Genomic DNA, 19,330 nt, shown 5'->3' on the forward strand with positions numbered 1-19,330 from the left:
GGGAGCGAGACGACCTGCCGCAGCCGGTCGCCACTGCGAACGAAGCGGGCCCCCGCTACTCACGCGAGGCGCCCCTTCGGGGGCGCCTTTCGCGTTCTCGAGGGGCTCGGCCGGGCGCCGTTTCGCGGAGCGTGGGCCGGGCGCGTGGCTGCCCGCCGCTATTCGGCCGGGGCCTCCCAGGAACGCAGGTGGGCCAGCGCGCCGTCGAGGGCGACCTCCAGCGGCCAGAGCGCCTGCTCGGTGCGCGTCAGGAGGAGCCCGCCCTCGATCGCCGCCAGAACGGCGGTGCCGAGCCGGTTCGCATCGGCGTCCGCGCGCAGGATGCCGGCGCGGCGCATGCGCTCGACGCCGGCCGCCAGGTACCCCGACCACGTGCGCAGGTAGTCGGCCAGCGCGGCGGCGAGCTGCGGGTCGCTCGTGGCCGCCTCGCTCGCGAGCGACCCGATGGGACAGCCCCACCCGTGCTGGGCGTCGTAGTGCGCGAGGAGCCGGGTGCGCCACTCCTCCCAGGACGCCCAGCTGTCCAGCGCGTCGAGGGCCGGGCGCTGGGCGTCGAGCACGCGCTGCCCCTGCCACTCCGCGACCGCGCGGACGAGCTCCGCCTTGCCCCCGGGGAAGTAGTGGAACAGCTGCCCCTTGCTCGTCAGCGTCGCCGCTCGGACGTCGTCCAGGCTCGTCCCGCCGAGTCCGGCCGCCAGGATCCTCTCGGCGGTGGCCGCCACGATCCGCGCTCTCGTCGCCTCGCCTTTCGCGGTCAGCGGTGCGGGCGCCATCTCTCGATCGTACCCAAATGGACCAGCAGGTCCAATCTGCTACAACGAATGGACCGCCTGGTCCAGAAGGGGCCTGCGAGACACGGAGCGCAGCATGGGAACGACGCAGGACGGGCGCACCGCGCTCGTGACGGGGTCCACGAGCGGGATCGGGCAGGCGATCGCGATGTCCTTGGCCGCGGAAGGGGCGCACGTCGTGGTGACCGGTCGGGTTCGAGAGCGGGGCGACGCGACGGTGGCTGCGATCGAGGACGCCGGGGGGCGAGCGACCTACGTGCACGCCGACCTCGGACGGTCCGGCGACGCCGTCCGGGCGCTCGCGGAGGAGGCGACCGAGGCGCTCGGGGGGCGCGTCGACGTCCTGGTCAACAACGCCGGGATCTACCCGGCGGCGCCCACGGCGGAGATCGACGACGCGACCCTGGACGCGGTGTGGGCGACGAACGTCCGTGCCCCGCACGTCCTGACGGCGGCCGTCGCTCCCGCGATGGCTGCGCGCGGGTCGGGGGTCGTGCTGAGTCTCGGGTCCTGGATCTCCACCGTGGGCATGCCCTCGGGCGCCATCTACGCGGCGTCGAAGGCGGCGGTCGAGCAGCTGACCCGCGGGTGGTCCGCGGAGTTCGCCGGGACCGGGGTGCGCTTCAACGCGATCGCCCCGGGCATCACGCGGACGGCCGGGACGGCCGGTGCGGCGGCGTTCCTCGACGACGCCGCCCGGGCCTTCCCGGCAGGTCGCGTCGGCGAGCCGCACGAGATCGCCGCAGCCGCGGTGTGGCTCGCGAGCGACGCGGCGACCTACGTGCACGGCACGACCGTCGTCGTCGATGGAGGAGCCCTGGGCACGAGGACGCTCTAGGGGCGTCGCCCCTGGTCCTCGTGCACGCGACGGGGTGCTGGTCCTTTCCCGCAGCCGCTCCGCGTGGCGGCGCCTCGCCCCCGAGGCCCGCTGGTGCGGTGGAGCACGACGGGGAGGGCGCCACCCGACGCGCTGCGGTGCTGCGGAGCGACCGCCGCCGAGCTCGTCGGCGATCGCCGACGGACCGGCCGGCTCGGCGTCTCAGGATGGGTGGCCGGCCGGCACGCCGGCGCGAGGCTTCACCGCGCGGGACGGCGCACGCGGACCTGGAGCGTCCGCGATGTCGTGCCGGCGCGGACGACGATCCGGTAGCGCCCGCGCGTGAGCCGTTTGCCGCGGACCCTCGTGATCGTGCGCCGGAAGGTGCCCTTGCGCGCCCGGTAGCGCAGGACGCCGAGGGCCTTGCGCGCCCCGCGGCGCGTGATCGTGACGGTGACCGTCGTGGCGCGCGTGACCGTCAGCCGGAGCGCGAAGCCGCGACGGGCGGCCGTGACGGTCGCCCCCTTGAACGCGGGCCCCGACGACGCGGAGCCGCCCGTCCCGGACGGGGCCCCGGGCCCCGCCGTGCCGCCGCCGCTCGGGGAGCCGCCGGGAGCGGCAGGATCGGAGACGTCGAACGGCGCCCAGGCGACGTCCGGCCCGGCGCCGGGGACGACGAGTCGCGGCTGGAGCCTGCAGGTGCCGCCGTCGGGGACCGGCGCGGGGGAGACGAAGATGCCCTCGGGACCGGTCCAGGCGATCTGGGTGCCGTCTCGCGACCAGATCGGTCGACCGCCGCCGGTGTCGTTGCTGACGTAGCCGTCGGTCGCGCAGAGCAGCTGCGGGTTCGGGTCGGTCGGCGGCGCGTCGCCGGTCGACATCTCGGTGTAGGAGTAGAGCTCGAGTCGGTGGGGCTGCACGCCGGTGCCGCTCGCCGGTCCGAGATCGAGCAGGAGGCGCGTCTGGGTCGGGTGGATGTCGAAGCCGGCCAGTCGGTAGGGGCTGTCCACCGGCAGCGCGAGCCACGGCTCCATCTTCGTGGCGTCGTTCTGCCAGACCGACAGCGTGCCGCCGTTGATCCCGGCGAGGCGCACGTCGGGGTGGCGCACCCAGCGCGGCTCGGTCAGGTAGTCGTAGGAGGGGTACGTGTCCGGCGACGGCGTCGCGGCGTTCCGCGTCACCAGGCGGACGGACGGCGTCGGCGAGCTGCCGAGGCAGGTGTTGGAGCCCTTCCAGTACTGCGCCGCCACGAACGCGCCGTCGGGCGAGGTCGCGGTGCGGAACGGGCTCAGCCCCCCGCAGATCCCGGAGCGCGGGAAGAGGAACGGCCCTTGACGCACGGTGCCGTCGGTCCCCAGCGCGACGAGGGTCGAGTTCCCGCCGTCGTCGCGCTGGCGCAGGAACGCGGTGATCAGCCCGTCATCGGCGACGGACGGCGCCCGGTAGCCGCTGTCGGGGGAGGACGCGTGGGTGACCTTGCGCACCGCGCCGCCGTCGGGGCGCGCGATCGCGACGTCCCCTCCCTGGTCGATGAAGACGAGGCTGTCGGCACGGGCCTGGCTCCCCGCGGCGAGCACCGTGCCGGCGACGACGAGCAGAGCGGTCAGCGGACGACGCACGCACCGATCACACCACGGCGTCGCGGCACGCCGCATCGGTGGTTCCACGGAAGCGCGCCCCCGGCCGGGCGCTCCGGGACGGCGGAGGCGCGCACCGGGGAGCCCCTAGGATCGCGGCATGCCGAGCCCCAAGCGCGAGAGCGTCGAGGACTACTTCGCGCAGCTGCCCGACGAGCGCCGCGCGCACGTCGAGGCCCTGCGGGCGCTGAGCCGGGAAGCCGACCCGGAGGCGCAGGAGCGCCTGGCGTGGAACCTGCCGGTCTACGTGCGCGGGGAGAAGACCCGCCTCTGGATGCTGCAGGACTACAAGGCCCACTGCTCGCTGCGCTTCCCGACGCGCTTCTTCGCCGAGCACCGCGCCACGGTGGAGGCCACGGGCTACGACGCGGGGGAGGGCTTCATCAAGCTGCCCTACGACCGGGAGCTCCCCGTCGACCTGTGCCGGACGCTCATGCAGGCGCGGATCGACGAGTACGAGGCCACCGGCGCCGGCTGGTAGCCGGCGTCCTCGGTCAGTTCGTCGCCGCGATCGTCCAGGTGAGGACGGTCGCGAACGACACCCAGGCGAGGTACGGCACGAGCAGCAGGGCGGCCCCGCGGTGATGCGGCGCGATGACCCGGATCAGCGCCACGATCGTCGCGAGCAGGACGACGATCTCGACGCCCGCGGCGACCGGCGCGTGCGCCCGGAAGAAGATCCACGTCCAGCCGACGTTCAGCACGAGGTTCGCGGCGAGGAGCCCGACCACGAGGCCGCGTCGACGCGCGGGCGCGCTGCGGGTGGCGAGCGTCGCGGCGATCGCGATCAGCACGTAGAGCGTCGTCCAGACCGGGCCGAACACCGCGCCGGGCGGCTGCCAGGAGGGGCGGTCGAGCTCGCGGTACCACGTGCTGCTCGTGTCCGACCCGAGCGCGCCGACCACCGCCACGGCGACGAGCGCCGCCGCCCAGCCAGCGGCGATCGCGACCGTCGGGCGGGGGCGGCGCGGCGCGGCCGTCAGGATCGTTCCCATGCGGGGCGCCTACCCGCAGGCGGGGGCGGTCGAATCCGGCGGGCTCGGCGCGTGCCGATCGGGGTGTCGCGTCGCCGTCGGGGACGCGGGCCGCGCGGGCATCGTCCGGGCCCGCGCTCGTCCCCTGCGGCGCGGCCGGCCGGCGCTCGACCGCCGGTCCGCCGATCAGCGCTGCCCGGCGCGGGCGGCGAGGAACGCCGCGATCTCCGCGTGGTAGGCGCGGAGGTCGCGCGCGGCGATCTCGACCTGGTCGGCGTCGACCGGCGGGCCGAGCGCGAAGGCCGGACGCAGCGCGTACGGGGCCGCCGCGCCCGGGACGGGCCGGGCGACCGCCCACTGCCGCAGGCGCCGGGGCGTCTGCGACAGCGCCGCGATGGAGAGCAGCGCGAGGAGGTAGGCCATCGCACCCGACGGTAGGCCGCTGCCTCGGGGCGAACCGTCACGGACCTCACACTCCGGACGCCCGGACGACCCCCGCGGCCGGTCTCGGCGCGTTCCCGCTCGGCAGCCCGAGACGACCACGCGCGCGAGGCTCGTGCCGTCCGATCGCCGTCCCGGCCCGGACCACGGGCGTGGCTCGTCTCGCGCGGCGGCGCATCGCGCGACCGCGCAGCCGTGCCTCCCGCATCTGCGCGGTGCGCTCGCCGGAGCGAGCGCGCCGCGCGGGTCCTAGCGGACGTCGTAGCGGTCGAGGTCCATGACCTTCGCCCAGGCCGCGACGAACGCGTGGACGAACTGCTCCTTCGCGTCGTCGGAGGCGTAGACCTCCGCCAGCGCGCGCAGCTCGGAGTTCGAGCCGAACACGAGGTCCACGCGGGTGCCGGTGAAGCGCCCGTCCTGCGTCCGGTAGGTGCCGTCGCCGGCCGCCTCCCACGTGCTGCCCAGGAGGTGGACGAAGAAGTCGTTGGACAGCGTGCCGACCCGCTCCGTCAGCACGCCGTGCGTCGAGCCGCCGGCGTTCGCGCCGAGGACCCGCAGGCCGCCGACGAGGACCGTCGTCTCCGGCGCCGAGAGCGTCAGGAGGTTCGCCCGGTCGATCAGGAGGTGCTCGAGCGGCAGCGCCGGCTCGCCCTTGACGTAGTTGCGGAAGCCGTCGGCCTGCGGCTCGAGCCAGCTGAACGACTCGACGTCGGTCTGCTCCAGCGACGCGTCGCCGCGGCCGGGGGTGAACGGCACGGAGACCTCGACGCCGCCGGCCTTCGCGGCCTGCTCGACGCCGACGTTGCCCGCCAGGACGATGAGGTCCGCGAGCGAGACGTCGCCGTCGAACGCCGACTGGACGCCGACGAGCGCGTCGAGGACCTTCGCGAGCTCGGCCGGGTCGTTGACCTCCCAGCCCGCCTGCGGGTCCAGGCGCACGCGGGCGCCGTTCGCGCCGCCGCGCTTGTCGCTGCCGCGGAACGTCGAGGCCGACGCCCAGGCGGCCTTCACGAGCTCGGTCACCGTCAGGCCGGTCTCGGCGATCCTCGCCTTCAGCGTGGCGACGTCGGCGTCGGAGAGCTGCGGTCCGGCCGGGACCGGGTCCTGCCAGAGGAGCTCCTCCTGCGGGACCTCGGGACCGAGGTAGCGCTGGATCGGCCCCATGTCGCGGTGCGTGAGCTTGAACCAGGCGCGGGCGAACGCGTCGGCGAACTCGTCCGGGTTCTCGAGGAAGCGGCGCGAGATCTTCTCGTAGGCCGGGTCGAAGCGCAGCGCCAGGTCGGTCGTGAGCATCGTCGGCTTGCGCTTCGGCGAGTCGGCGGCCGGGCCGGGGATGATCGCCTCGGCGTCCTTGGCGACCCACTGCGCCGCGCCGGCGGGGCTCTGGTCGAGCTCCCACTCGTAGCCGAAGAGGATCTCGAAGAAGTCGTTGGACCACTTCGTGGGGGTCGTCGTCCAGGTCACCTCGAGGCCCGACGTGATCGCGTCGGCGCCCTTGCCCGAGCCGTAGGAGCTCTTCCAGCCCAGGCCCTGCTCCACGAGGTCGGCGCCCTCGGGCTCCGGGCCGACGTACTGCTCGGGATCGGCGGCGCCGTGGGTCTTGCCGAAGGTGTGGCCGCCGGCGATCAGCGCGACGGTCTCCTCGTCGTTCATCGCCATCCGGCCGAACGTCTCGCGGATGTCCTGGGCGGCGGCGACGGGGTCCGGGTTGCCGCCCGGGCCCTCCGGGTTGACGTAGATGAGGCCCATCTGGACGGCGCCGAGCGGGCTCTCGAGGCCCTGCGCGTTCGCGGCCGTCTTGCGGACGGCCTCGCCGCCGCCGTAGCGGTACGCGTCGCCGAGCCACGTCGTCTCCGCGCCCCAGTAGACGTCCTCGTCGGGCTCCCAGACGTCCTCGCGACCGCCGGCGAAGCCGAAGGTCTCGAAGCCCATCGACTCGAGCGAGACGTTGCCGGCGAGGACCAGGAGGTCGGCCCACGAGAGGCTGCGGCCGTACTTCTGCTTCACCGGCCAGAGGAGGCGGCGGGCCTTGTCGAGGTTGCCGTTGTCGGGCCAGCTGTTCAGCGGCGCGAAGCGCTGCTGCCCGGCACCGGCGCCGCCGCGGCCGTCCGTCACGCGGTACGTGCCGGCGCTGTGCCACGCCAGCCGGATCATGAGGCCGCCGTAGTGGCCGAAGTCCGCCGGCCACCAGTCCTGCGAGGTCGTGACGACCTCCTCGATGTCGCGCTTCACCGCGGCGAGGTCGAGGCGCTCGAACGCCTGGGCGTAGTCGAACTCCTCGCCGAGCGGGTTCGCCGCCGGCGGGTTCTTCGCGAGGATCTTGAGGTTCAGCCGCTCGGGCCACCACGTGCGGTTGGCGTCGCCCGTCGTGGGGTGCGGGAGCCGGTCGTGCGCGACGGGGCAGCCGCCGGAGGCGGACTCCGGCTGGTTCATCTCGCCGACTTCGGCGTCGGGCTTCGTGGCGTCGGGCTGATCGGACACGGGGTCTCCGGGGTGAGGGGTGGACTTCAGGGAGCGCTCGGGCTCGCGCACGCGGGGCAGGTGCCCCAGTAGATGACCTCGGCCTCGTCGATGACGAAGCCGTGGTGCTCGGACGCCGCGAGGCAGGGTGCGTGGCCGACGGCGCAGTCGACGTCGGCCACCGCGCCGCACGAGCGGCACACGACGTGGTGGTGGTTGTCGCCGACGCGCGACTCGTAGCGCGCGACGGAGCCCAGCGGCTGGATGCGCCGGAGCAGCCCGGCGTCGGTCAGCGCATGGAGGACGTCGTAGACGGCCTGCTGGGAGACCTCGCCGAGCTCGGCGCGCACGACGTCGATGAGCGAGTGGGTGTCGGCGTGCGGGTGCGCGTGGACGGCGCGGAGCACGGCGAGACGGGGGCGGGTGACGCGCAGGTCGGCCCCCCGCAACATCCGCTCGAGCTCCGCGACCGCCGGCACGCGGGGCAGTATGCCAGGAAATCTGGAATCGATCCAGATTGTGTCCCGGCCGTGAACGGCGTCGCTATCCTGCCGCGACCATGTGGCGGCGGATCCTGGGGATGGGGCTCGTGCTGGCGCTCGCCGGCTGCGGCGGCTCCGGCGACGACGGGCGATCAGCCCCGTGGCCGGCGGCCGAGCCGTACTACCTCCTGCCGCACTTCCAGACCGCCTCGCGGGTCCTGCACCTCACCGGCTCGTCGGACGGGCTCCGGTTCCCCCGCGCCGCCGGGCCCCGGTACGCGGGCCTCCACGGCATCGTCCGCGACCCGTCGATCCTGCACCACGGCGGCCGCTGGTGGCTCGCCTACACGAGCGGCGGGCCGGCACGCCGCGGCGGCTACGCCGACTACGCGGCGCTCGCCGTCTCCGACGACCTGCGGAGCTGGGCGCACGTCGCGCGGATCCCGGGACCGCCCGGCAACGATCCGCGGACGCCGATCGTCTGGGCACCCGAGTGGTTCGTGGACGCCGACGGCAGCGTCCACCTGCTGCTCGCGGCGGGGCCGTGGGCGAGCATCCACCTGTGGGAGACCCGGCCGGTCGGCGACGACTGGCGCGCCTGGTCGACGCCGGTCCCGCTCGCGCGGGGCCTGCGGCGCACGATGATCGACCCGTTCGTCCTGCGCCAGGACGACGGGCGCTACCACCTCTTCTACAAGGACCAGGCGACCGGGCACATCGAGCACGCGATCGCCGACGAGCTGCTGGGCCGATGGCACCGCGTCCCCGTCGCCGATCCCGACGACTGGATGCCGGCGAGCGCGAGCCAGATCGAGGGCCAGTCGGTGGTGCGGGTGGGGGAGCGGCGCTGGCGGATCTACTTCGACGCCTACCGACGGGAGGGCGACGACACCCAGGCGATGTACTGGTCCGAGACGAGCGACCCGACGCTCGAGACCGGCTGGACGCTGTCGCAGCCGATCCGTGGCCGCGGATCGATCCGCCACGGGACGGTCCTGCGGCTGACGGACCCCGCGCAGATCGCGCAGGCGCGGGCCGCCGTCGCCCCCTGAGACCCGGTCGGCTGGTCCGGTCAGGCGCCGACGGTGCCGGCGCGCCGGGCGGCGAGGAGGTCGGTCGCGCCGATCGCGGCCGTCGCGACGGTCGCCACCGCCAGGCGCCCGCGGTGGCGCGGTCCGGTGCGCCAGGCCAGCGCCAGCAGCGCGGCGTCGAGCGCGTCGCCGGCGACGCGTGCGCGGAGCGTCCGGGCGGGGCGGGGACGCTCGCCCGCGAGGATCCCCGCGCCGACGGCGAGCTCGCGGGGCCCGCAGAGCAGGCGGGTGATCACCCGCGACCGCGGGCCGTCGGGGGCGCCGATGGCCCGGGCGAACGCCGCGGGGGCCAGGGTCTGCGGCACCCCCAGCCCGATGCTCGCCCAGCCGAGCACGCGCTCGACGGGACGCAGGTCGGCGGGGCCTCCGCGGGTCGGCTGGGGCAGGGTCGCGGCGCGGGGCATGGCGTGGTGCTCCCCCGCGGAGCACCACCGGCAACCCGCGGCTCGGCCGGGACCCCGCGACCGTGAAACCGGCGCGTAGGGGCGGTGAAACCGCGCGGTCCTAGCGTCTCCGTCGTCGACCGGCAGTCCCGTCCCCGGTCGACGAGGGAGACGAGCATGACCACCACCAACGCCGTCCACGCCGAGGGCCTCGTGAAGGCCTTCGGCGAGCTCCGCGCCGTCGACGGGGTCGACCTCGAGGTCCGCCCCGGCGAGATCTTCGGCGTCCTGGGCCCCAACGGCGCCGGCAAGACGACGACGCTGCGCATGCTCGCCACGCTGCTGGGCATCGACGCCGGGGAGGCCCGGATCTTCGGCGTCGATGTCCGCCGCGAGCCGCACCGCATCCGCCAGCTCGTCGGGGTCACGGGGCAGTACGCCTCGGTCGACGAGAACCTCACGGCGACCGAGAACCTCTGGATGTTCGGGCGCCTGCTCGGGCTGCGCGCCGCCGACGCCCGCGCCTCGGCGCGCACGCTGCTGGCGCAGTTCGGGCTGCAGGAGGCCGCCGACAAGCCGATCTCGGCCTTCTCGGGCGGCATGCGCCGGCGCCTGGACCTCGCCGCGAGCCTCATCACGCGCCCGCCGCTGATCTTCCTCGACGAGCCGACGACCGGCCTGGATCCCCGCACCCGCGGCCAGATGTGGGACACGATCCGCGAGCTCGTCGGCAGCGGCAGCACCGTCCTGCTGACGACGCAGTACCTCGACGAGGCCGATCAGCTCGCCGACCGGATCGCGGTCATCGACCGTGGTCGCAAGGTCGCCGAGGGCACGCCGGACGAGCTGAAGGCCTCCGTGGGCGCCTCGACCCTGACGCTCGGCCTCGCCGAGGGCGCCGACGGCGCGCTGGCGGCCGACGTCGTGCGGCGCGTGCTGCGCGTCGATCCCGTCCTGACGCCGGAGGCCGGCCGCCTGACGGTCCCCCTGGAGACCGCCGACGCGGCCGGCGACGTGCTGATCGCGCTGCGCCAGGCCGAGGTCGCCGTCGCCTCGGTCGGCGTCGACAAGCCGACCCTCGACGAGGTGTTCCTGGCCATCACCGGCCACGACGCCCAGACCCCCGACCCGGAGATGGCCCGATGAGCACCGCGAGCCTCGAACGCCCCACCACCCCGACGGCCGCGACCCCCGCCCGCGTCGACGCCGCCGCGGCCGTCGCCGCCGCGCGCCCGCGCGTGTCCCCGCGCGAGGCGGCGTCCCAGACGCTGACCCTCGCGTGGCGGGCGCTGAAGAAGATGCGCCGCAACCCGGAGCAGTTCTTCGACGTCACGTTCCAGCCGATCCTCTTCACCGTGATGTTCGCCTACATCTTCGGCGGCGCGATCTCGGGCGACGTGAAGAGCTACCTGCCGCTCATGATCCCGGGCATCCTCGCCCAGACGGTGCTCACGACCTGCATGGCCGCGGGCGTCCAGCTGCGGGAGGACATGGAGAAGGGCGTCTTCGACCGCTTCAAGGCCCTGCCGATCGCGCGGATCGCGCCGCTCGCGGGCCCGATGGTCGCCGACCTCGTCCGCTACGCGATCGCCGCGACGCTGACGTTCGCCGTCGGCTACGTCATCGGCTACCGGCCCGACGGCGGGATCCTCGGGTCGCTCGGCGCGATCCTCCTGGCGATCTTCACCGGCTGGTCGCTGGCGTGGGTCTTCACCTGGATCGGGACGATCGCCCGCAGCGCCCAGAGCGTCCAGGGGATCTCGATGATGATCCTCTTCCCGCTGACGTTCCTCTCCAACGCGTTCGTGCCCGTCGACACGCTGCCGCACTGGCTCGAGGAGTTCGTGAACGTCAATCCCGTCTCGCACCTCGTCTCGGCGGCCCGCGACCTGGCCAACCACGGCCAGATCACGGGCGAGGTCGGCTGGACGCTGCTGGCCTCGGGCGTCGTGGTGGCGATCTTCGCGCCGCTCGCGGTGCGCAGCTACAAGCGCCACGTCTGAGTCGCGACGCGCAGTCGGCGCACCGCGGGCCATGCGCCCCGCGCCGCGACGGCTCAGGTGCCCGGGCCGGCCGGCGCGGGCACCGACGACGCCCCGGGCGCGGCGGCGATCGCGCCCCGGGCCGTCTCGAGCAGGGCCCGGCCCCGGCGGTCGCCCACCGCGGCCAGCGCCCGATCCAGCGCTCCCGGAGCCCGCCCCTCCGCGACCGCTGCGACGACGTCCCAGGACATGCTCGGCACCCAGCGGTTGTAGGCGAAGCCGGCGGCGAGCGCCAGGAGCTCGAGCGCGGCGTCCAGCGGTCCGTCCTCCCGCAGGACGCCCCAGGCGCCGAGGGCGAAGAGGCCGATCCCGGTGGCGGGGAAGTCGAGGCCGTCGCCCTCGACGTCGAGCGTCCGCGCGGTCCGGTCGCGGCAGGCGTCGCGCAGCTCCCGCGCGTAGCGCTCGTCGGCGGGCCCGGCCCAGCGGGCGTGGGCGTTCAGGCAGCTCGCCTCGCCGAAGATGATCCACGGCTCCAGGCCGGTCGTCGGCAGCCCGGGGAAGACGAGGCCGCGCATGGTCGCGGTGACCTCGCGGTACCGGGCGAGCCCGGCGGCCCGCTCGCCCCGCGCGAGCGCGAGCTCGGCGCGCCCCGTCGCGATCGCCACGCGACCGCCGAACGCCGTCTCGTGCGTCTCGTCGGCGCTCAGGTCCTCCAGCAGCTGCGCGGCGTCGTCCAGGCGCCCCTCGGCGATCGCCCCGATCGCGATCAGGCCGTGGAGCTGCAGGACGTCGTCGTCGGCGCCGAGCCGGACGAGGGCGGGGAGCGCGGCCGCGGCGTGGGCGCGGGCCGCCGCGTGGTCGCCGAGCCCCGCCACGAGCTGGGCGAGCTGCGTGCGGAGGTTCGCCGTCGCCCAGACCCCGTCCTCGGGGCGCGTGAGCGCCAGCGCTCGCTCGGCGGCCCGGACCGCGCCCCGCGGATCGCCGCGGTGCTCCCGCGCGTGCGCGGACCACTGGAGCGCGAGGCGGGCGACGTGGCGGTCGGGGTCGTGGCCCAGCGCGTCGAGCTCCGTGGCGACCGCGGGGTCGTGCGGGCTGCGGAAGGCGAGCGCGACCCGGACCGCCGCGGAGATCTGCGGCCCGTCGCCCGGTCCGACGCGCTCCAGCAGCGCGCGCAGCGGCCCGGCGTCGCTCGTCGCGATGACGGTCGCGTTCGTGAGCAGCACCACCCCGGCGCCCCGCGCCGCGTCGTGGAGCTCCGGCGGCGGCTCCCAGCCCGCGAGCACCTGCGCGACGGGGTCGATCAGCGGGATCAGGCGGCCGTGGTCGCCGCGCAGCGACCAGAGCGTCCCGAGGCCGCCGACGAGCTGGGCCACCGCGCCGGGGTCCGGCGGCGCGGCCGCGAGCGCGCCGCGCAGCGCGTCGGCGAGGTTCGCCTCCTCCGCGGCGATCGCGTCGAGCGCCTCGACCTGGTCGGGTCCGAACGCACGCGCGACGTGCCGCGCGGCGTACCGGGCCGCCCAGGCGCGGTGGGCGGCGCGCGCCTGCGCCGTCTCGCCCGCCTCCTCCAGCCGCAGCGCGCCGAACTCGCGGACGGTCTCGAGCATCCGGTGCCGGACGCCGGCCGGCGTCTCCCGCACGCTGAGCAGCGACTGGTCGGCGAGGCTCTGGACCGCGTCGAGCGCCTCCTCGCCCAGCAGCTCCTCGGCGGCGTCGAGCGTGAAGCCGTCGTGGAAGACGGAGAGGCGCCGCAGCGCCCGGCGCTCGCGCTCCTCCAGGAGGTTCCAGGACCAGTCGATCACCGCCAGCAGCGTCCGGTGGCGGTCGGGGGCGCTGCGGTCCCCGCCGCGCAGGAGCGCGAAGCGGTCCGCGAGCCGCCGGTCGACGTCCTCGACCGACATGACGCGGACCTTCGCCGCCGCGAGCTCGATCGCCAGCGGCAGCCCGTCGAGCCGCCGGACGATCGAGCGCACCGCGTCGGCGGCGAGGCGGACGTCGGGCCGCGCGGCCGTCGCGCGCTGGCGGAAGAGCTCGACCGCGTCGTCGCCGGCGAGCTCGCCGAGCGGGTACGTCCGCTCGGCGGCAATCGCCAGCGGCGCGCGCGTCGTCGTGAGCACCGTGACGTCGGGCGTCGCCGAGACCACGAACGCGACGAGGGCGGCGACGTCCTCGATCAGGTGCTCGCAGTTGTCCAGCACGAGGAGGCTCGGCACCTGCCCGAGCGCGTGGACGATCCGGCTGCGGAGGTCGGCGCGCTGCTGGGCGGTGAGCGCGCGACGCCCGCCGACGGAGTCGCGCACCCCGAGCACGGAGCCGATCTCCCCGACGAGGTCCTCGCCGGCGGTCACGCCGACGAGCTCCACGACGTGGACGACCGGCTGCGTCGCGCCGCGTGCCAGCACGTGCGCCAGGCGCGTCTTGCCCAGCCCGCCGGGCCCGACGATCGAGACGACGCGCGAGGTCGCCAGCAGGGCGCGCAGCCGGCGCAGGTCCTCCTCGCGACCCAGCAGCGACGTGGCGTCGAAGCGGACCCCCTCCCGGACCGGGCGGTCGAGGGCGAGGAGGTCGCGGTGCGCGGCGCGCAGCGCCTCGCCCGGGTTCGCGCCGAGCCGCTCCCGCAGGGCGACCCGATAGCCCTCGTAGCGCTCGAGCGCGGCGGCCGGACCGCGCGCGGAGGCCTCGCTGCGCAGCAGGTCGGCCAGCAGGCCCTCGTCGTCGGGCCGCCGGGCGTGGGCGGTCTCCAGCGCCGGCAGCGCGTCGGCGTGCGACCCGGTCCGCGCGGAGGCGCGGGCGAGCACGAGGCGGGCCCCGGCGAGCTGCCGCGCGGCGTCGCGGCGCAGCTCGGCGAGCGGGCCCTGCTCCTCCTCGCCGGCGGGGAGCAGCCGCTCGCCGATCGCCAGCGCCTCGCGGGCGAGGTCGGCCGCCTCGGCGGGATCGACGTCGAGCGCCCGTCCGGCCGCGAGCGCCCGGGCGGCGAGCCGCGCGCTGTCGACCTCCTCCGCCGCGAGGCCCAGCCGGTAGCCGTCGCCGTCGCGGTGCGCCGCCTCGGGCCCGCACGCCGAGCGCGTGCGGGAGACGAGGACCTGGAGGGCCTTGGCCCGGTTGGCCGGGGGCTCGTCGCCCCAGATGACGTCCACGAGCCGCTCGCTGCGGACCGGCCGGTCGGGCCGCGCGGCGAGCGCGGCGAGCAGCGCCTGCGGCCGCTCGCCGACCACCGGTGCTCCCCGCCACCGAACGGCGTCGAGGAGGGTCAGCGCGTCGGCCACCCGCCCAGTCTAGGAAGCCCCGCGGCGCGCGAGCGCCGGGGCGCGGCGACGTGGCGCACCGGCACCGTTTCGGCGCCACGACGGCGGGTAGGCGCTGGTCAGACCCCAGCGAGAGGAGCCCGCATGAGCACCATCGAGCAGTCGATCGACGTCGCCGTGGTGACGGCCGCCTACGACCAGTGGACGCAGTTCGAGGAGTTCCCGTCGTTCATGGAGGGCATCGACGAGGTGCGCCAGACCGACGATCGCCACCTGCACTGGAGGGCGAGCATCGCCGGCGTCGAGCGGGAGTGGGACGCCGAGATCACCGAGCAGCACCCGGACGAGCGCGTCGCCTGGCGCAGCACGTCCGGACAGCAGAACGCCGGCGTCGTGACGTTCCACAAGCTCGACGACGGGCACACCCGCATCATGCTCCAGCAGGACATCGAGCCCTCCGGGATCGCGGAGAAGGCCGCCGACGCCCTCGGGGTGATCGAGCGCCGCGCCAAGGGCGACCTCGAGCGCTTCCGGGACCTCATCGAGCAGCGCGGCGGCGCCCCGAGCGGCGCCTGGCGCGGAGAGGTGCCGCGCGAGGGCTGAGCCGCCCGGCGCCCGCAGGGGGCACCACGATCGTGCGGCGCGACGACCGCCGGGGGCCCCGGCGGTGGGGGATGGCGCGCGGCACCGCGGGGCCGGTCGTCTGGGAGGGGCCGGCCCCGCTCCGCGCTAGGCGGGCGCGTCGAGCGCGTCGAACGCCGGGTACGCGGCGAGGATCGCCGGGATCACCTCGTCGAACGGGAAGTCCGCGTGGTGCCCCCGCTCGCGGACGTACTCCATGTAGCGCGAGCCGTCGCCGCTGAAGGGGTGGAGGATCGCGTCGGCGCGGCCGTCGAAGTCCATCGCCTCGACGCCGAAGCGCGCGCAGAGCTCGCGGTTGAACGCCGGGCTCGCCTTGCGCCACGTCCCGTCGACGAGCAGCTCGGCGTAGCCGTGGTAGACGAACAGGTCGCTGCCGCCCATCATCTCCCGCATCCGCGGCGTCTGGAGGTGGTTGCGGACGTCGGCGAAGGCGAGCCTCGCGGGCACGCCGAGGACCCGCGCTCCGGCACAGAGGAGGATCGCCTTCGGGATGCAGTAGGACGCCTCCGCGTCGGCCACCGCGCTCGCCCGGTAGGCGGCGGGGTCCTGGGGGAAGCTCGCCGCGTCGTAGCGGATGCCGTCGCGCACGGCGGTGAACAGCGCCGCGAGGCGCTCCCGGTCGGTCCGCGCGCCGGCGGTCGCCTCCTCGGTGAAGGCGATCACGCGCGGGTGGTCGCTGTCGATGAACGTCCCGGGCGCCAGCAGCTCGTCCATCGCCCCAGCGTAGGGGACCGCCGGCGGCGGCCCCTGTGGCGGTCACCCCGTCGCGGGCGGCGCCGACGGGAGGTCCAACAACCGGGCGGTGGCGCGTCCGTCGCCGCCACGATGGGCCGGCGCGGTCAGCCCCTCGACGACGATCCGCCGCGCCTGCATCGTGCAGGCGCTGATGCCCGCGTCGTCGAGCCCGAGCGCGTCGTGGCGCAGGGTCAGGGCGACCATGCCGTTCCAGGCGCCGAAGAGGAACCGGGCGGTGAGCTCGGGGTCGACGTGCGGGCCGGCCTCGCCGCAGGCGACCGCCGCGCCGATCCGGTCGCGGAAGCCGTCCAGGACGGCGGCCAGCCGCTCGGCGAGCACGCGGTCCTCGGCGTCGTTGGCGATCGAGGGACGCGACTCGACGCCGTCGAAGGCGATGAAGCGGAAGCGGCCGGGGTGCTCGAGGTGGAAGCGCAGGTAGGCGTCGCCGGCGGTCATCACCTGCTCCAGCGGCGAGTCGCTGGCCGCGTAGGCCCGCTGCAGGTACTCGCCGAAGAGCTCGACGGCGCGCGTGGCCACCGCGACGTAGAGGCCGTCCTTGTTCGAGAAGTGGCCGTAGATCGAGCCGACGGAGACGTCGGCCTCCTCGGCGAGACGCTCCATCGTCACGCCGTTGAAGCCGTGGCGGACGAACGCGCGCTCGGCGGCCTCCAGCAGCGCGGCGCGCGTGCGGGTGCGGCGGGTCGCGACGCGACCCGTGGCCGGGGTGGAGCTCACCGGGGCATCTTCCCATCGACGCGCCGGCGCCGAAGTTCAATGAGATTCGAAAATGAATCTCATTGCAAATAGGGCGCCGAGGTGAGAGGGTGCGCGCATGCCGACCGAGGAGAGCACCGTGGACGTTCCTTGCGAGAGCGCCGATGTCGTCGTCGTCGGGAGTCGCCTCGGCGGCTGCGCGGCGGCCATCCCGCTGGCGCGTGCCGGCCGGCGCGTGATCGCGCTGGACCGCATGAGCTTCCCGTCCGACCAGCTCTCCACGCACGTGCTGATGCCGGCCGGGGTCATGGAGATCGAGCGGATGGGCGCCCTGCGCCGCGTGCTGGAGGAGTGCGACCCCAGCCACGTCCGGGGCGTCCGGATGCAGGCCGAGACGTCGCACGCCGTCGAGCGCTGGGCGGCCACCGAGAGCGGGATCGACTTCGGCCTCTGCGTCCCCCGGGACCTGCTCGACGTGCAGCTCGTGGCGACCGCGCGCGAGCAGGGCGTGGACGTGCGCGAGCGATGCGCCTTCCAGGCGCTGCGGTGGCGCGGCGGCCGCGTGGCGGGGGTGCGGTACCTCGACGCCGACGGCCAGCCCCACGACATCCGCTGCTCGCTCGTCATCGGCGCCGACGGCCGCCGCTCGCCCGTCGCCGCGGCGGCCGGGGCATCGCGCCCGTACCGGATGTCGCGCAACGGCCGCGGTCTCGTCTTCCGCTACGTCGACGACCCCCTCGCGGGCACCGGCGACGAGGGGACCCGGGTCTACTACCAGCTGCGCGAGGGCGACTCGTTCGGGCTCTGCTTCCCGGCGGCGCCGAAGGGCCGCGCCCTCGTCCTCTTCATGGGGCCGCGCGAGGAGGTCGCCGAGGCCCGGCGCGACCCCGACGGCTACTGGCGGCGCAAGCTCTCCCAGCACGCCCTGCTGCGCGCCCGCCTCGCCGGCGTGGACTGGAGCACCGCGAGCAAGATCCGCTCGACCGCCGACGTGACCGCCTACTTCCGCGCCTCGTCCGGTCCGGGCTGGGCGCTCGTGGGCGACGCGGCGCACTTCAAGGACCCCGTCACCGCGCAGGGGATGCGCGACGCCATGTGGATGGGTCGCACGCTCGCCGAGCACGTGCTGCCGCAGCTCGACGATCCCCTCGCGATCGACCGCGCGACGCGGGTCTGGGAGCACGAGCGCGATCGCCACTGCCTGCCCGCCTGGCACTTCGCCAACCTCGACACCCGCGTCGAGACGCAGTCGCCGACCATCTGCGAGCTCGTGCGGGAGGGGGGCCGGACCCCGGATCCCGACCTCTCGGACCTCTTCGGTCGCGGCCGCACGCTCCAGCAGATCGCGCCGCTGCCGCGGCTGCTGAAGGTCACGACGAAGGCCCTGATCGCCGGCGAGCGGCCGCGCGCCGAGACGATCGCCCGGGCGCTGCCGGAGCTGCGCACCGAGCTCGAGATCCGTCGCGAGCGGTGGCGCGACGCCTTCCGCGAGGCGCGCCTCGTGCACGGCTCCGACCATCCGGATCCGGAGATGCCGGCGGCCCCGCCCGTCGTGTCGCTGCCGCCGCTGGCCGACGAGGGCCCGGCGCCGATCGCGGCGCTCGTCCCGGACGCGCCCGTGGTCGGCGCGGCGGGCGCCGTGGCCCGACCCGGCCCGAGCGGCCGGAGGCCGGCCGCGGGCCGCGAGCGACGCACCACCCGAGAGGAGGTGGCGGCATGACCCGCATCGCCGTCGTCCAGCCCGCGCTGCGGCTCGGTGCCGTCAGCGAGAACCTCGCGCGGATCGAGGACCTGATCCGCGACGCCCACCGCGAGCACGGGCCGGACGTGATCCTCGTGCCCGAGGCGTGCACGTCGCCGAACGTCTTCGCGCGCGTCCTGCAGGACGCCGCGCTGCCGGTCGACGGGCAGCCCTTCCAGCTGCTCACCCGGCTGGCGCGCGAGCTGGACTGCGTCGTCGGCGGCGGGTTCCTCGCCGTCCGCGGCCGGCACGCCTACGGGACGTACGTCCTCGCCGAGCCCGACGGCTCGGCCCACCTGCACGACAAGGACACGCCCTCCGCGTGGGAGAACAACTTCTACGTCGGGGGCGACGACGACGGCGTCGTGCGCTGCGGTGCGCTGGACGCCACCGTCGGCGTGACGTCCGGGTGGGAGCTGGCGCGCTACCGGACCGCGAAGCGGATCCGCGTGGGCGGCGCCCGGGCCGTGCTCGGCGGCATGTGCTGGCCGTCGATGCCGGAGAACTGGCCGGGACCGCTCGGGCGCTGGATGGCCCACGAGCACCGCCTCTGGGCGCGGCAGCAGCACGAGCTGCCCGGGCAGGTCGCCCGGATCACCGGCGTGCCGGTCGCGATGGCCGCCCACGTCGGGCCGGTCCTCAGCGACACGCCGATGGTGCCCGGCCTGCCCTGGCCGACGACGATGCTCGGCGAGTCCCAGGTCTGCGACCGGGACGGCACGATCCTCGCGCGCCTGTCGTACGAGGACGGGGAGGGGCACGTCGCCGCCGACGTCGACCTGACGCTGCCGCCGGCGCCGACCGCACCGCTGAAGGACCGGCTCTGGATCCCCGACGTGTCGACGATCGTCACGAAGGGGATCGCCTGGCACGGGATGAACACCCACGGCCGGATCAAGTACCGCTGGCGCCACGCCCGTCGGGGCTTCGGCTGGCAGTCGCTGCCCGCCGCCGACCTGCCCGACGAGCTGCCGCCCAGCGACGCGGCGACGCCGACGGTCGCGGCCACGCGCTGAGACGGCGCGGGCCGGTGCGCGCCGGGTGGGAGCCCCGCTCCGCCCGGCACGTGCGCCGACCGCCGGCGCGCGCCGGCGAGGTGGGCCCGTCGGCGCGGGCCGGCGGACGGCCGGCGGACGTCTTCCGGCCCGGGTAGGGTCGCGACGACCCGACCGGGCGGCGCGCCGCCGGTCACGACACC

18 protein-coding genes are annotated in these 19,330 nt (G+C 75.6%); 8 read left to right on the forward strand and 10 right to left on the reverse strand.

Features of this window, described 5'->3' with window-relative positions:
* Nucleotides 1-158: 158 nt before the first annotated feature.
* Nucleotides 159-773, reverse strand: coding sequence for a TetR/AcrR family transcriptional regulator (locus tag SK069_RS06610; protein ID WP_319953404.1), 615 nt, complete (start codon nt 771-773; stop codon nt 159-161).
* Nucleotides 774-867: 94 nt separating this feature from the next.
* Between SK069_RS06610 and SK069_RS06615 the strand changes: the two genes are divergently transcribed.
* Nucleotides 868-1,629, forward strand: a complete 762-nt coding sequence (locus tag SK069_RS06615) for an SDR family NAD(P)-dependent oxidoreductase (RefSeq protein WP_319953405.1) — start codon at nt 868-870, stop codon at nt 1,627-1,629.
* 239 nt (nt 1,630-1,868) lie between these two features.
* Here the strand turns inward: SK069_RS06615 and SK069_RS06620 are convergent, their stop codons facing one another.
* Nucleotides 1,869-3,227 carry a hypothetical protein gene (locus tag SK069_RS06620; protein ID WP_319953406.1) on the reverse strand — a complete coding sequence of 453 codons (1,359 nt, stop codon included), beginning with the start codon at nt 3,225-3,227 and terminating at the stop codon, nt 1,869-1,871.
* Nucleotides 3,228-3,345: 118 nt separating this feature from the next.
* Here SK069_RS06620 and SK069_RS06625 point away from each other — a divergent pair, with 118 nt between their 5' ends.
* On the forward strand, nt 3,346-3,726 hold the full coding sequence (locus SK069_RS06625; protein WP_319953407.1) for an iron chaperone: 381 nt from the start codon (nt 3,346-3,348) through the stop codon (nt 3,724-3,726).
* 13 nt (nt 3,727-3,739) lie between these two features.
* On the opposite strand, the gene SK069_RS06630 is transcribed toward SK069_RS06625, so the two are convergent.
* The 4 genes from SK069_RS06630 to SK069_RS06645 form a co-directional block, all read right to left on the reverse strand.
* Nucleotides 3,740-4,240, reverse strand: a complete 501-nt coding sequence (locus SK069_RS06630; protein WP_319953408.1) for a TspO/MBR family protein — start codon at nt 4,238-4,240, stop codon at nt 3,740-3,742.
* A gap of 165 nt (nt 4,241-4,405) precedes the next feature.
* On the reverse strand, nt 4,406-4,642 hold the full coding sequence (locus tag SK069_RS06635) for a hypothetical protein (RefSeq protein ID WP_319953409.1): 237 nt from the start codon (nt 4,640-4,642) through the stop codon (nt 4,406-4,408).
* A gap of 267 nt (nt 4,643-4,909) precedes the next feature.
* Nucleotides 4,910-7,141, reverse strand: a complete 2,232-nt coding sequence (gene katG / locus SK069_RS06640) for a catalase/peroxidase HPI (protein ID WP_319953410.1) — start codon at nt 7,139-7,141, stop codon at nt 4,910-4,912.
* Between the two features lie 26 nt (nt 7,142-7,167).
* Nucleotides 7,168-7,572, reverse strand: a complete 405-nt coding sequence (locus SK069_RS06645) for a Fur family transcriptional regulator (RefSeq protein WP_406628267.1) — start codon at nt 7,570-7,572, stop codon at nt 7,168-7,170.
* Between the two features lie 107 nt (nt 7,573-7,679).
* Here SK069_RS06645 and SK069_RS06650 point away from each other — a divergent pair, with 107 nt between their 5' ends.
* On the forward strand, nt 7,680-8,654 hold the full coding sequence (locus SK069_RS06650; protein WP_319953412.1) for a glycoside hydrolase family protein: 975 nt from the start codon (nt 7,680-7,682) through the stop codon (nt 8,652-8,654).
* 20 nt (nt 8,655-8,674) lie between these two features.
* On the opposite strand, the gene SK069_RS06655 is transcribed toward SK069_RS06650, so the two are convergent.
* Nucleotides 8,675-9,097, reverse strand: coding sequence for a hypothetical protein (locus SK069_RS06655; protein WP_319953413.1), 423 nt, complete (start codon nt 9,095-9,097; stop codon nt 8,675-8,677).
* A 156-nt stretch (nt 9,098-9,253) separates the two neighbouring features.
* Here SK069_RS06655 and SK069_RS06660 point away from each other — a divergent pair, with 156 nt between their 5' ends.
* Both SK069_RS06660 and SK069_RS06665 read left to right on the forward strand, forming a co-directional pair.
* The gene (locus tag SK069_RS06660; protein ID WP_319953414.1) at nt 9,254-10,222 is read left to right on the forward strand and encodes an ATP-binding cassette domain-containing protein; all 969 of its coding nucleotides are present in this window, start codon (nt 9,254-9,256) and stop codon (nt 10,220-10,222) included.
* On the forward strand, nt 10,219-11,079 hold the full coding sequence (locus tag SK069_RS06665) for an ABC transporter permease (RefSeq protein ID WP_319953415.1): 861 nt from the start codon (nt 10,219-10,221) through the stop codon (nt 11,077-11,079). Before SK069_RS06660 ends, SK069_RS06665 begins: the two co-directional genes overlap by 4 nt.
* A 53-nt stretch (nt 11,080-11,132) precedes the next feature.
* On the opposite strand, the gene SK069_RS06670 is transcribed toward SK069_RS06665, so the two are convergent.
* Nucleotides 11,133-14,321: a BTAD domain-containing putative transcriptional regulator gene (locus SK069_RS06670; protein ID WP_319953416.1), complete on the reverse strand. Its 3,189-nt coding sequence runs from the start codon at nt 14,319-14,321 to the stop codon at nt 11,133-11,135.
* 123 nt (nt 14,322-14,444) lie between these two features.
* Here SK069_RS06670 and SK069_RS06675 point away from each other — a divergent pair, with 123 nt between their 5' ends.
* Complete coding sequence (locus tag SK069_RS06675) at nt 14,445-14,903, forward strand: SRPBCC family protein (RefSeq protein ID WP_319953417.1); 459 nt, start codon at nt 14,445-14,447, stop codon at nt 14,901-14,903.
* A gap of 126 nt (nt 14,904-15,029) precedes the next feature.
* Here the strand turns inward: SK069_RS06675 and SK069_RS06680 are convergent, their stop codons facing one another.
* Together SK069_RS06680 and SK069_RS06685 are read right to left on the reverse strand one after the other, a co-directional pair.
* A complete protein-coding gene (locus tag SK069_RS06680; protein WP_319953418.1) occupies nt 15,030-15,656 on the reverse strand; it encodes a transglutaminase-like domain-containing protein in 627 nt (208 codons plus the stop codon).
* Nucleotides 15,657-15,698: 42 nt separating this feature from the next.
* Nucleotides 15,699-16,412, reverse strand: a complete 714-nt coding sequence (locus tag SK069_RS06685; protein ID WP_319953419.1) for a TetR/AcrR family transcriptional regulator — start codon at nt 16,410-16,412, stop codon at nt 15,699-15,701.
* 97 nt (nt 16,413-16,509) lie between these two features.
* Here SK069_RS06685 and SK069_RS06690 point away from each other — a divergent pair, with 97 nt between their 5' ends.
* The gene (locus tag SK069_RS06690) at nt 16,510-18,111 is read left to right on the forward strand and encodes an NAD(P)/FAD-dependent oxidoreductase (RefSeq protein ID WP_319953420.1); all 1,602 of its coding nucleotides are present in this window, start codon (nt 16,510-16,512) and stop codon (nt 18,109-18,111) included.
* Entirely contained in the window at nt 18,108-19,148 is a 1,041-nt protein-coding gene (locus SK069_RS06695; RefSeq protein WP_319953421.1) for a carbon-nitrogen hydrolase family protein, read from the forward strand. The genes SK069_RS06690 and SK069_RS06695 overlap by 4 nt, the downstream gene beginning before the upstream one ends.
* The last annotated feature ends 182 nt before the right edge of the window (nt 19,149-19,330 follow it).

This window comes from Patulibacter brassicae, assembly GCF_033949425.1.
Lineage (GTDB): Bacteria > Actinomycetota > Thermoleophilia > Solirubrobacterales > Solirubrobacteraceae > Patulibacter > Patulibacter brassicae.

Bases quoted from the DNA above. Each gene is read 5' to 3' on its own strand.
- SK069_RS06610 (WP_319953404.1), bottom strand. From the start codon at position 773: ATGGCGCCCGCACCGCTGACCGCGAAAGGCGAGGCGACGAGAGCGCGG.
- SK069_RS06615 (WP_319953405.1), top strand. From the start codon at position 868: ATGGGAACGACGCAGGACGGGCGCACCGCGCTCGTGACGGGGTCCACG.
- SK069_RS06625 (WP_319953407.1), top strand. From the start codon at position 3,346: ATGCCGAGCCCCAAGCGCGAGAGCGTCGAGGACTACTTCGCGCAGCTG.
- SK069_RS06630 (WP_319953408.1), bottom strand. From the start codon at position 4,240: ATGGGAACGATCCTGACGGCCGCGCCGCGCCGCCCCCGCCCGACGGTC.
- SK069_RS06635 (WP_319953409.1), bottom strand. From the start codon at position 4,642: ATGGCCTACCTCCTCGCGCTGCTCTCCATCGCGGCGCTGTCGCAGACG.
- SK069_RS06645 (WP_406628267.1), bottom strand. From the start codon at position 7,572: ATGTTGCGGGGGGCCGACCTGCGCGTCACCCGCCCCCGTCTCGCCGTG.
- SK069_RS06650 (WP_319953412.1), top strand. From the start codon at position 7,680: ATGTGGCGGCGGATCCTGGGGATGGGGCTCGTGCTGGCGCTCGCCGGC.
- SK069_RS06655 (WP_319953413.1), bottom strand. From the start codon at position 9,097: ATGCCCCGCGCCGCGACCCTGCCCCAGCCGACCCGCGGAGGCCCCGCC.
- SK069_RS06660 (WP_319953414.1), top strand. From the start codon at position 9,254: ATGACCACCACCAACGCCGTCCACGCCGAGGGCCTCGTGAAGGCCTTC.
- SK069_RS06665 (WP_319953415.1), top strand. From the start codon at position 10,219: ATGAGCACCGCGAGCCTCGAACGCCCCACCACCCCGACGGCCGCGACC.
- SK069_RS06675 (WP_319953417.1), top strand. From the start codon at position 14,445: ATGAGCACCATCGAGCAGTCGATCGACGTCGCCGTGGTGACGGCCGCC.
- SK069_RS06680 (WP_319953418.1), bottom strand. From the start codon at position 15,656: ATGGACGAGCTGCTGGCGCCCGGGACGTTCATCGACAGCGACCACCCG.
- SK069_RS06690 (WP_319953420.1), top strand. From the start codon at position 16,510: ATGCCGACCGAGGAGAGCACCGTGGACGTTCCTTGCGAGAGCGCCGAT.
- SK069_RS06695 (WP_319953421.1), top strand. From the start codon at position 18,108: ATGACCCGCATCGCCGTCGTCCAGCCCGCGCTGCGGCTCGGTGCCGTC.